10 protein-coding genes and 1 pseudogene are annotated in these 11,612 nt (G+C 65.0%); 2 read left to right on the top strand and 9 right to left on the bottom strand.

The window, feature by feature from the left end:
- The 4 genes and pseudogenes from JWQ89_RS21340 to JWQ89_RS21325 form a co-directional block, all read right to left on the bottom strand.
- Positions 1–1,448 (bottom strand): annotated as a pseudogene (locus tag JWQ89_RS21340) (alpha-mannosidase); the annotation flags it as partial.
- A gap of 5 nt (positions 1,449–1,453) precedes the next feature.
- On the bottom strand, positions 1,454–2,269 hold the full coding sequence (locus tag JWQ89_RS21335) for a carbohydrate ABC transporter permease (protein WP_299644494.1): 816 nt from the start codon (positions 2,267–2,269) through the stop codon (positions 1,454–1,456).
- On the bottom strand, positions 2,270–3,160 hold the full coding sequence (locus JWQ89_RS21330; RefSeq protein ID WP_299644491.1) for a sugar ABC transporter permease: 891 nt from the start codon (positions 3,158–3,160) through the stop codon (positions 2,270–2,272).
- Positions 3,161–3,273: 113 nt separating this feature from the next.
- On the bottom strand, positions 3,274–4,596 hold the full coding sequence (locus JWQ89_RS21325; protein WP_299644490.1) for an extracellular solute-binding protein: 1,323 nt from the start codon (positions 4,594–4,596) through the stop codon (positions 3,274–3,276).
- 285 nt (positions 4,597–4,881) lie between these two features.
- Between JWQ89_RS21325 and JWQ89_RS21320 the strand changes: the two genes are divergently transcribed.
- The gene (locus JWQ89_RS21320; RefSeq protein ID WP_299644489.1) at positions 4,882–5,925 is read left to right on the top strand and encodes a LacI family transcriptional regulator; all 1,044 of its coding nucleotides are present in this window, start codon (positions 4,882–4,884) and stop codon (positions 5,923–5,925) included.
- An 86-nt stretch (positions 5,926–6,011) separates the two neighbouring features.
- On the opposite strand, the gene JWQ89_RS21315 is transcribed toward JWQ89_RS21320, so the two are convergent.
- The 5 genes from JWQ89_RS21315 to JWQ89_RS21295 all read right to left on the bottom strand — a co-directional run bounded on the left by JWQ89_RS21315 (position 6,012) and on the right by JWQ89_RS21295 (position 10,469).
- Positions 6,012–7,382: an Ig-like domain repeat protein gene (locus JWQ89_RS21315; protein ID WP_299644487.1), complete on the bottom strand. Its 1,371-nt coding sequence runs from the start codon at positions 7,380–7,382 to the stop codon at positions 6,012–6,014.
- Positions 7,383–7,919: 537 nt separating this feature from the next.
- Complete coding sequence (gene rpiB, locus JWQ89_RS21310) at positions 7,920–8,360, bottom strand: ribose 5-phosphate isomerase B (RefSeq protein ID WP_299644485.1); 441 nt, start codon at positions 8,358–8,360, stop codon at positions 7,920–7,922.
- A gap of 26 nt (positions 8,361–8,386) precedes the next feature.
- Entirely contained in the window at positions 8,387–9,415 is a 1,029-nt protein-coding gene (locus JWQ89_RS21305; protein WP_299644484.1) for a hydroxyacid dehydrogenase, read from the bottom strand.
- A gap of 121 nt (positions 9,416–9,536) precedes the next feature.
- Positions 9,537–9,863, bottom strand: coding sequence for an NIPSNAP family protein (locus tag JWQ89_RS21300; RefSeq protein ID WP_299644483.1), 327 nt, complete (start codon positions 9,861–9,863; stop codon positions 9,537–9,539).
- 111 nt (positions 9,864–9,974) lie between these two features.
- A complete protein-coding gene (locus JWQ89_RS21295) occupies positions 9,975–10,469 on the bottom strand; it encodes a pyridoxamine 5'-phosphate oxidase family protein (RefSeq protein ID WP_366144030.1) in 495 nt (164 codons plus the stop codon).
- 149 nt (positions 10,470–10,618) lie between these two features.
- Between JWQ89_RS21295 and JWQ89_RS21290 the strand changes: the two genes are divergently transcribed.
- The coding region (locus tag JWQ89_RS21290; RefSeq protein ID WP_299644481.1) for a gamma-glutamyltransferase at positions 10,619–11,612 on the top strand (994 nt) is incomplete at its 3' end.

The raw sequence follows: 11,612 nt of genomic DNA, 5'->3' as shown, positions 1-11,612 counted from the left end.
TCGAGGCGAATGCCGCGCTCGATCATGGCGCGGGTGGGGCCGCCGCCGCCATCGCCGAAGCCGTAGCAGAGCAGCACCTCGTCGTTGACCGACTTCGGCTCGTAGCGCTTCCAGGCGCCCATGACTTCGGAGACCGAGAGGTCGGAATTGTAGGTGGTGTAGATGCGCTCGCTGTCGAATTTTTGCGCGGTGATCAACTGCGCCTTGGTCACCGTGCCGTCGATGCCGCGCCAGAAGAAGGTGTCGTAGGGGTGCCGGTCGGTATCGTTCCAGCTGAGCTTGGAGGTGACGAAGTATTCGAGGCCGGAGCGGGCCATCACCTGCGGCAGGTTGGCGGAATAGCCGAACGTATCGGGCAGCCAGACGGTTTTGGGGACGACGCCGAAATGCTCGAGGTGAAAGCGTCGGCCGCGCATGATCTGGCGGACCATGGATTCGCCCGAGATGATGTTGGCGTCGGGCTCCACCCACATGGCGCCTTCGATCTCGAACTGGCCGGTCTTCTGGCGCTGGATGACCCCCTCCCAGATTTCGGGATAGTCGGTCTTGAGGAAGTTGAAGAGCACCGACTGGTTGTACATGAAGACGAAGTCCGGATACTCCTCCATCAACTTCAGGACGGTAGCGAAGCTGCGGCCGGTCTTGTCGCGCGTGTGCATGATCCGCCAGAGCCACCCGACATCGAGATGGGTGTGCCCGACGGCCGAGATGGTCGGCTGCACCTCGGTATCGACCAGTTCGTAGATCTCGGAGGCGATCGCTTCCGCCGCCGGCAGCGAGGCCTCGAACTGGGGGTTAACTCCGCCGCGCCGGTCGAGCGCGCGGAGCGATCTTTCCACGAGGTTGAGGATGGCGTGCCGCCGCCCGTCGATCTGCGTCAGGCGTGTCGCCACCTCGAGTGGGGTCATGAGGTCGTAGTAGAGTTTTTCGGCCCGCTCGTGGCGGACCATGAACTCGGCCTTGAAGCCGACCAGCGGGCGATCGAAGAAGGTGAAAGCGTTGACGAGCAGGATGCGCCTAGTGCCCGGCACAGCATCGCGGGCGATCACCAGTTCGGTGTGGTTGCCGTCGATCGCTTGGGCGATGTGCCCGTCGAGATAGGCGAGGCACTGGGGGTCGGTGGTCCCGGGCCGGTCCTGCCATTGCGAGGTGAAGCGCAGCACCAGCGTCTTCCTGGCAGCTTCCTCCGGAACCACCACCTCGGCGGCGAACCAGGTGTGGCCCTGCTTCTTGCTCCACACGGTCTTGTCGGTGAAGGCCGGCCAGGTGCGCCAATCGGCCTTCAGTGCCTCGTCGGCGCCGAGATCGGCCTCGCTGTAGCGCCAGGCGAAGTCGCCGGGGACGGGCGTCAGGATCTTGGCCTTGAGGTCGGCGCACAGCCGGAAGAGCTTGTCCTCCTCCTTGATGTCGTCATCGAGGAGGCCAAGCTTGCTCGAGAGGGAGTTCATTCAGGCTATCCTTTTACCCCGACACCGGCGAACCCGGTGTTCATGTTCCGCCGCAGCAGGAAGTACACGCCGACTGCCGGCGCCGCGTAGACGATCGAGAAGGCGGCAAGGAACCCGTAGTCGATGGCCCCTTGCAGACCGAAGGCGGCGTAGAGCCCGACCGACATCGGAAACGCCGCCTCGACCCGTGAGAAGATCAGCGGCAGCAGGAACTCGTTCCAGGCGCCGGTGAAGCTGAAGAACCAGACTACCGCGATGCCGGCCCGCGACATCGGGATGACGATCCTCGTGACGATCTGCCAGAGCGAGGCGCCGTCGACATAGGCGGCTTCCTCGAGCTCGATCGGGATGGTGTCGAAGAAGTTCTTGAGCAGCAGCAGGGTGAACGGCAGGTTGAGGATGGCCAGCGCGATGATCACGCCGAGCTGGTTCAGCAGCCCGCCCCGTTGCGCCGCGAAATAGATCGGCACCAGGACCCCGATCGAAGGCAGCATGCGCAGCAGCACCAGCGTCCACAGGAACGCATTGCGCCCGGGGATGCGCAGCCGTGACAACGGATAGGCGGCTGCAATGCCGACGAGGACGCTCAGCGTCGCCGTGCCGGCGGCGATCAGCAGCGAATTGAGGAACTGCTGCCCGGCGTTGCCGCTGACGGCCGATGCGAAATTCTCGAGCCCGATCGATTGCGGAATGGCGAGCCTTCCGGTGGCCGCGGGATCGAAGGCGTTGGTGAACAGCCAGGCGAAGGGGCTGACCCAGATCAGCGCCATGAAGGCCAGGCCGAGCGACAGGACGCGCGAGGGAGCGGTGCCGGGTTCCATCTATTTCGGCTCCCGCAGCATGCGCAGATAGATCAGCGACAGGGCCCCGACGATGAGCAGCATGGCCACCGATATGGCGCTGCCGAAGCCCAGATTGCCGCGCGAAAAACTCTGGTTGTAGAGGAACACGGCCAGCGTTTCGGTCTGTCGGCCCGGCCCGCCGCCGGTCATCGCGAAGATCAGCGGGAAATAGGTGAAGGTCCAGATGGTGATGAACAGCATGTTGGTCGCGATATGCGGCCGGATGATCGGCAGGACCACCAGCCAGGTGCGCTGGAACGGGGTGGCGCCGTCGATCTTGGCCGCCTCGACCACCTCGCGCGACACCGAGTCGAGCGCCGCCGAGAACAGCAGGTACGACCAGGCGGTGCCCTTCCAGATATTGGCGATGGTGACGACCGGCAAAGCGAACTCGTTGATGAAGTTGACCGGCCGGAAGCCGAGCGGCACGACGATCAGCGCGTTGATAAGCCCGGTCTGGGAGGTTGTCGCCGACCACAGGAACGCCGCGACGATGTCCGGCAGGAGCCAGCCCAGCATGATGCAGACCTCGACCACGGTCTTCAGCGTCGAGCTGGTGCCGCGCAACGCCGTGGCGAGCAGGAACCCGAGCACCGACTGGCCGACAATGGCCGAGAAGAAGACGAAGATGATCGTGGTCCACAGCGATTCAAGAAAACCGCGCCGCGTGAACAGCCGCTCGAAATTCTCGAACCCCACCCATGACCATTCGACCGACTTTCGACCGACAAGCGCGAGGTCGGTGAAGCTGAAGGTAAAGGCCCAGACGGTGAAATAGACCAAGGCGCCGATCAGGATGATGGCCGGCAGCATGGCGAGGCCGAGGAGCGGCAGATTGCTGGTGATCCAGGGGTTGGCCTGGTTTCTCATGGGCGGCTCGTCAATCGGGGGATGAAGGTCGGTGGACCAGCTTCGGTCTACCGCGCCACGTCACGGCGGCACCCGGAGCAGAGCCCGGGCGCCGCCGTGTCGGGCGGAATGGCCTACTCGTAGGTCATGACCTTTTCTTCCCCGAACTCGTCGACGAGCGCGGCATGATAGCCGGCGATCACGTCCTCGACGCTCTGGCCATCGAGAATGTCAGCGGTCATCTGCTGCACCAGCGCGGACACGGTCTGGTAGCCGGGCACCGTGTCGCGGCCGGTAGTATCGGCGGCAAGCGCCGTCGCCTTGGCGAGGTATGCGTCTTCCATGTACTCTGGCGATTCCGAGATGTCGGTACGAACGCCCATGCGATGGTTGGCGAGCGTCCAGGCTTTGAAGTTGCCCACGTCGAAGATCGTCGTCACCAGCTTGAAGGCGAGATCCTTGTCGGCGGCCTTGGCATTGACGCCGATGGTCCAGCCGCCTGAGATGTTGGTCGTCGCCTTGGTGCCCGGTTCACCCGAACCCGGCCACGGCGTCCAGCCGACCATGGCATCGCGCTCCTCGCGGCTCGGCAGGTTCACGCCGTTGCAATCCCACAGGCACGCGTCCTCCCACGACCCCGAGGCGAGAATGCCGAGCTGGTCGTTGGCGAGCGCTTCGCGGACCGCGGCCCCGATATCGGCGGCGTAGTTGAGGTCGGCCGGCGTCAGTTTCTTTTCGACATAGACCTGGTGGTAGAGATCGAGCGTGCGCCGGAGTGCGGGGCTGTCGCCGATCCACTGGCCGGTCGCGCGGTTGAGCAGTCGATTGCGGTCGCCTTCGGGAACATCGGCTCCGAGCAGCGCCATGTAGAAGCCCTGCATCGTAGCGGCCTCGCCCTGCTTGGTGCCGGCAGGCAGCTGGAAGGGATACTGGACACCGGCATCCTTGAGCTTCTGGGCAGCATCGAGCACGTCGGCCCAGCTCTTGGGCTCCCACGGCACGGGAATCCCGGCCTTCTCGAAGTTGGACTTGTCATACCAGAGCATGCGCACGTCGGTGTCGGTCGGCAGGGCGTAGACCTTGCCGTCATAGGAGGCCACTTCGAGCAGGCCCGGCATGTAGTACTGATACTGGTCCCAGCCGGCGGCCTGGTCGTTCAGCGGATGCAGATAGCCCGCCGACGCGAGCTCGGAGACCATGAACGAGTCCATCTGGATCACGTCGGCGGCGGTGCCGGCGGACAGGTCGAGCGCGATGCGCTGGTCATAGCCCGCGCCGGGCAGCTTGATCGCGTTGACCTTTTCGCCGGTCTCGGCCTCGAACGCGGTGATCCCCGGTTCGACCAGCGAGGCAAGCCATTCGGCATACATGAAGGTCACTTCTGCTTTGGCGGGCACCGCAGCTGCCGCCAGGAGCGTTATCGCCGTGACCGACGACAAGAGAGTCCGTTTGAGCATGAATTCCTCCTCCAAATGTTTGGCGTCGCAACCGTCATGCGCGGGCTGCGCGGCACCTCCTGAGTGCACATTGAGCTAAGCGCATTTATTGCAACGTTGCAACGAGTGATGCAGAATTGCTTGGCCTGCACCGAAGATGCAGAAGATATGCTATATGTATCAGTGTGTTGGTGCAGTTTTCGGCGTGAATATCGATTGGCGTGAAAATTGCAGCGATGCAATTTTTCTCAGGTTCCCGACAACTGGTGTCGGGTGTATGAGGAGGCCGGGGTTGCAGAAACGACGATGACGAAATCAAAGCCGGATGCCGGCAGAAATATCCGCCAGCCACGGGGCAAGCGGGCGACGCTCAAGACCATCTCCGAACTGACCGGGCTCAGCCTGTCGACGGTGTCGCTCTCGCTTCGAGGTGGCGCGTCGCTGAAGGAAGAGACGCGCCAGAAGGTCGAAGCCGCGGCGCGCTCGGTCGGCTACGTACCGGACCGTGCGGGGGTGCGCCTCAGGACCGGCAAGACCAACGTCATCGCGCTGGTGCTCGATGGCTCCGACGAGGCGATCGACTTCTCCCGCCACATGATCCGCGGCATCGGCGAGGCCATCGGCGGCACCCGCTACCACCTGACGGTGATGCCGGAATTCGATCGCGTCGCGTCGGTCGAGACGGTGCGCTACATCCTCGAGAACCGGACCGCAGACGGGGTGATCATCACCCATACCGGGGCGCGTGACCGGCGCGTTCAGCTGATGATGGACCATGACTTTCCGTTCGTCAGCCATGGTCGGACCGAGTTCTTCACGCCGCACCCGTTCCACGACTTCCACGCCGAGGCTTTCACCGAACTCGCGGTGGAGCGGCTGGTCGAGAAGGGCTGCCGCGACGTGATGCTGGCGATCGGCGACGACACCACCAACAACTACCACAACATCGTCCGTACGCTCGAGCGCGCTGCGGCGAGGCATGGCGTCAAGAGCCGCGTCGTGGTGCAGAAGGCCATCCGCCCCGCATCGGCGGAGATGCGCCAGTTCGGCCGCGACCTCGCCGATCGCGCCGACCGCCCGGATGGCTTCATCTGCGACAGCGAGACCCGCGCCATCTCGATGCTGTGCGGGCTCCAGGATGGCGGCGTGATGCTCGAGCGCGACATCCATTTCATCTGCAAGCAGACCTCGGACATCCTGTCGACGGTGTTCCCGGGCGTCGACACCATCGAAGAGGACGTCTACGCCGCCGGGGTCGAACTCACCCGCCTGCTGCTCCGCCGCATCGACGGCGAGCCGGCCGAGACGCTGCAGACCCTCAGCGAGCCCGTCGCACACTGGCGGAGCTGACGGCGCAACCCGGAGCGCCAGTGGGTGAGTTGGGCGCTCACCACCCTAACTCCGCCAGCGTTGCAACCGCTTTAGCGAGCTTCTCGCTAAAGCGGCAGGCTGAATGCACCCGTGAACCTGTATGTGCGCAGATCTGCCCCAATCCCGCCGAGTTGGGCGCCGAAATCGAACTTTGCGCCGCCATCGAAACTCGCGCCCACGCCGCCGATGATGCGCCCCGACACACCTCCATCGAGCCCCGTTACCAGACCACCCAGGCCCAGTGCCGGGAGGTCCTCGCTGTCGCCTTCGACGGTGTAGTCGGCATACAGTCCGGCATAGGGCAGCATGTCCATGCCTTCCGCCGCCAGCGGATACAGGAGCTTGACCACCGCTGATGCCTGGCCGGTCATGAAATCGCGCGCGGCCTGCGTAGTGGCCAGGCTGTCCGTATAGCCCTGCTGGCCTTCGCACAGCGCGAAGATGTTGAGCGAGGGTTCAATGGTGAAGCCGTAAGTGTCGACAGCCCCGCCTATGCCGGCACTGGCAGTCACGCGCCAGGCGTCGAACGAGCCGGTGGCGGCTCCGGCTGTGCCGTCATAGCCGAGTCCGCTATACCCCAAGGCCGCGAATACCTTGATGTCGTCGGCAATGTTGCCCCCGACATAGCCCCCCAGGGTCCAGCCATCGCCGCTCAGCGTGCTGTCCATGGTCGTCGAGTTGTAGTGGAAGGCCTCATAGCCCCCCACCACGCCGACTAGGAGTTCCGGCGTCAGCTTGTAGGAGATGCCGGCCAGGGCGTTGATCTGCAGGCCCGAAATCGTATCCGCGTCACCATTCCCCCAGCCGCCGACGCCGGCGCCGCTCAGATTTGCCCAGATCTGCGTATTGCCGGCGGGCACGGTGCCGTCCGGCCATGCAACATCATCCACAGCCTCCGGCACATAGCTCATCTGCACGCTGTTGGCGCCCAGCGTCAGCTGGTGGCCGGCATTGAACCCGCCATGGATCGAAGCCTGGATGGCATCGACGAAGGCCCGGCCGGAGTTGAGCGCCTCTAGCCGGCTTGCCGAAATTTGAGTTGCGCGAAGGTTGGCGCTGTCCAGGGACACTTCCACTACATCGGCGGTTCCTTCAATGCTGCTGGCGCCGACGCTGGTCGTACCGTTGAAAGCCGCGGTGATGATGTGTGGGCCGGCCGTCGAGAACGACGTCGTTAGTGTAGCCGTGCCCGAAAGCGGCCCGTCGACAACTTCGACGGTATCGAGAAGGACGCTCCCGTCAAAGAACGTGACCCCCAGGCCGCCGGTAACCTCGCCCGCCGTGGCGGCAACAGTGGCAACGAGCGTAACCTCTTCACCCGGTGCAACCGGGTTGGGTGTGATACTTAGGGTCGTTGTACTGGCTGGGGCGATCGCGCTGAGGGTAACGGTGCTGTTGCTGGAGGACACATCGTCTGATCCGCTGTACCAGAACATTATCTCGTTGTCGCCAAGCGCCGATAAAGTCACCTGATAGCTAGCTGTACCGACTAGGTGCCGGATAGCAAGATTTCATCAGCGTTTTGTTGATCGTTATTGTTATAGAACGCGACGGCATGCCACCCGCTCCCCACGTTGCCTGCCGACGCGGTAACTGTGCCCGTTACAGTCACTACGTCGCCGACGTGATAAGGTCCGGAAGCCGGGGAGACAGCGATGGAAACCGAGCTGCTGTACGGTTGCGCCATCACACCACTTACCCCGCAGAGCAGGAATATTGTCCCCAGCAGCGCTGGAAGCCGAATCGCCACCCCAATCCCTTGGACGAATCGTTGAAATCGTAAGGCAATATCCATTTCTGAGTGCGCCCTTTGGAATAAGTCTGCAATAAGCACTCGATGTCGGACACAGACAACCGCATTAAGAAGCGCAGCTCCCGCATATGGGTAATAGTGGCCGTCTAGATACGCCGGTTTCTACGCACGCGATTGATGACTGCACGCACTTCCGCGCACCGGCGCCCCCAAGTTTCATTCACCTTTCCATCTCCGCAAGCTTCGCCACGCGCCGGCGAAACTGCTCCTCGGTAGAGAACTCGGCATTGAGGAAGGCCGTCACGAGGTCGACCGCCAGCCACGCGCCGACGATCTGCGCCCCGATGCACATGACGTTGACGTCGTCGTGCTCCACCGACTGGTGCGCCGAGTGCACGTCATGGCAGACCGCAGCGCGGATGCCCTTGACCTTGTTGGCCGCGATCGCCGCGCCCACGCCGGTGCCGCAGACCATGATGCCGCGATCCGCCGTGCCCGTGAGGATGGCTCGGGTCACCTCCTTGGCGATATCGGGAAAGTCGACTGGCGCAGGATCGTACGACCCGGCGTCAGCGACCTCGTGCCCGAGGCCGCGAATATGCGCCGCGATGGCGCCCTTTAGCGGAAAGCCCGCGTGGTCCGAGCCGATGACGATGCGCATGGTGATGTTCCCCCTCCCGTGCGGCGCTACGCCAGCCGCTCGAGCATATCGTAGGCGACTGCGTGCTGCAGCGGTTGCCCGGTGACGAACCGCTCAACCTCGTCGACGCAGAGCGTTCCCAGCCGCTCGCGCTCGGCGCCGATCGCGCCGGCCATATGCGGCGTCAGCAGCACGTTGGGCAATTCGTAGAGCGGCGAGGCGGCAGGCAGCACCTCCGGTTCGGTGACGTCGATCACCGCCGATATGCGGCCCGACACCAGCTCGCGCTCGAGCGCCGCGTGGTCCACCACGCTGCCGCGCGCCGTATTGATGAACGTCGCCCCGTCGCGCAGCAGCGCCAGCCGGCGCGCGTCGATCATCTGCCGGGTCGCGGGGATTGCGGGGGCATGGAGCGACGCCACGTCGGCGCGTGCCATCAGTTCGTCGAGACCAACAAGCGTGGCGCCCATGGCGCGGGCCTGCGCCTCGCTCGCATATGGATCGTAGAGCAGCACTTCGAAATCGAAGGGCCTGAGCAGTTCGATCACCCGCAGCCCGATGCGCGAGGCGCCGATGATCCCCACCACCTTGCCGAAATTGCCGAGCGGCTCGGCCATGATCGGATCGGCACGCAGTTCGCTCCGCCGCTCGCGATAGAGATCGCGGAACCGCAGCACCTGCTTGTTGGCGAAGAGGATCGCGGCCAACGTGTACTCGGCGACCGGCACGGCATTGGCCGCAACCGCATTGGTGACCGTGATCCCGGCCTCGAACACCTCGGGCGCGATGAAATACTTCACCGATCCCGCCGAGTGGGCGATGAGGCGCAGGTTCGGCGCGGCGGCGAGCAGTGCCTCGTCAAGCATCGGCGGGCCCCAGCCGGTGACCAGGATTTCCGCCTCGCGCAGCAATTTGCGCGCCACCGGTGTGTCGATGCGGAGGATGGGATCGTAGCTCAGCACAGCGCAGAAACCGGCAAGGCGGCTCAACTGCTCCGGGGTGAAGACCCGCTCGGTGTAGATCGGGTCATAGGCGAACGCCAGCGCCGGCCGCTTGCCGCCCGATCGTCCACCCATATCCGGTCTCCCGCCTCAACCCTTGGCGGCGATATTGCACGGGCGCCGAACGCTAGCCAACCCTCTCCGGCAGCTTGTCGATCGGCGTTCGGTCGCTCGCAGCGCAGCGGGGGAGCAGGCCTCAGCGCTGGCTGGAGAACCCCGTGGGGGTGAGGAGCTGGCTCGCGACATTGGCGACGATCGGCCCGTTGGCTTCCGACGCCTTTCGGGCCTCCTGCCATTCCGGATCGGCAAGGAATGCCGCCCAGCGATCCTCGCGCGCCGCAAGCGATGGCCAGCGCAGCATGTAGGTGAGATCGTTGTTCGAATTGCCGATGAGCGTGGTCCAGAACCCGGCTTGCTCGATGCCGTGCCGCTCCCACAGCTTCAGTGTATGGTCCTCGAACCGACGCATAAGGTCGGGCAGCCGGCCGGGCGGGCAGGTGTAGATTCGCAACTCGTAGATCATGCTCTCTCCCCTCGGGCGTCTCTGCGGCGCCGAGGCTGCCATAGCCGATCAATGATGCGTTGACACCTGCGACCTTGGACGGAAGCCGCGCGGCGCTCGGTTCCCTGACAGTCAGTCGATGATGTCCTCGCGCTTCAGCGCATAGGCGCGGCCAAATCCGGCGTTCAGCGAGGCACTCTTCGGCTCGAGCCGGAAGTAGCGAAAGTCCCCGAGCCCGGAATAGAGCTGGGCCTTCGGCTGCTGGGCCAGATATCTCGCATCGAGCCGCATGTGCTCGTCGCTGTCCCGCTCCACCTCGCGCGCCTCGCACTGAATGCTGACGCGGGGGTGCGCGAGCGGGTCGCCCTTGCCGGGATAGCCCACGAGCAGCGAGCAGCGCGGATCGGCCAGCAGCGCCCCGGTATGCACCGCGAGGCGCGAAATCAGGATGATCGGCGCGCCGTCGACATCGGTCGAGACCCCGACCCGCGTGGCGATCGGCCAGCCGGTGCCGGGCTCGATCGTGGCGATCGAGGCCGACTGGGCAGAGCGGATCAGCGTCTTCGCCAGCTGCACCGCGTCGCCGGTCGTATCGAGGATCACGTCCCTTTTCTTGTCGTCCGGCATCACCAGCTCCGCACCACCGATCATATCATGCCGGGACGCAGGTGCGACAACGCCCCGCCACGCGGCCCGAAAATACCACTATGGGCGACGTTGACCGGCCCGTCGAACTGGGATGATGTGCGGCTCGCTCCAAACTGAAAGTGCCCGCAATGATCCATAGTGCCCTCGGCCTCAACGGCGCCGTAACCGCGCCGCACCGGCTGGCTGTGCTCGCCGGCCGCGACGTGCTGATGGCCGGCGGCACCGCGATCGAGGCGATGGTGGCTGCCGCGGCGGCGATCGCCGTGGTCTACCCGCAGATGAACGGCATCGGCGGCGACGCCTTCTGGCTCATCCAGCGGCCGGGGCAGGCGCCCGTCGGCATCTCCGGCGCCGGCCGGGCGGCCCGGCTCGCCACTACCGACTGGTACCGCGAGCGCGGCCACACCGAGATTCCGGTGCGCGGACCGGACGCAACCCTCCTGGTGCCGGGCGCCATTGCCAGCTGGCAGCTGGCCCTGGAGCTCGATCCCGCCAACCGCATGACCCTTGCGCAACTGCTCGCCCCTGCCATCGCACATGCCGAGAACGGCATCGCCGTGTCGCAGAGCCAGGCCAAGCTCACCGCATCGCGCTTCGAGCAACTGGCGTCGGTCGAGGGTTTTGCAGAGGTATTCCTCATCGACGGCAAGGCGCCGAAGCCGGGCGACCGGCTGGTCCAGGCGGCCCTCGCCGGCACGCTCCGGCATCTAGCCGAACATGGGCTCGACAGCTTCTATCGAGGCGAGCTCGCCGTCGCCAACGGCCGCTTCCTCGAGGCGGCCGGCAGCCCGCTGCGGCAGACGGATTTCGAGGCTTATCGTGCCGGTTTCGTGACCCCGCTGAAGCTCGAAACCTCGGTCGGCACGGTCTACAACCTACCGCCGCCGACGCAGGGCATCGCCTCGCTGCTGATCCTCGGCATCTTCGACCGGCTCGGCGTCACCGAGGCGGAGAGCTTTGCCCACATCCACGGCCTCGTCGAAGCCACCAAGCACGCCTACCGCTACCGCAATCGCGCGGTCGGCGACCCCGACGGCATGACGGCCCCGGCCTCCGACCAGCTGACGGCCGAAAACCTCGACCGCCTCGCCGCGCAGATCGACACCTCCCACGCGGCGCAGT

Source organism: Devosia sp. (assembly GCF_028290645.1).
Taxonomy (GTDB): Bacteria; Pseudomonadota; Alphaproteobacteria; order Rhizobiales; family Devosiaceae; genus Devosia_A.
Note: the sequence above shows the minus strand (reverse complement) of the source record. Positions and strands in the feature narration are given on the sequence as shown.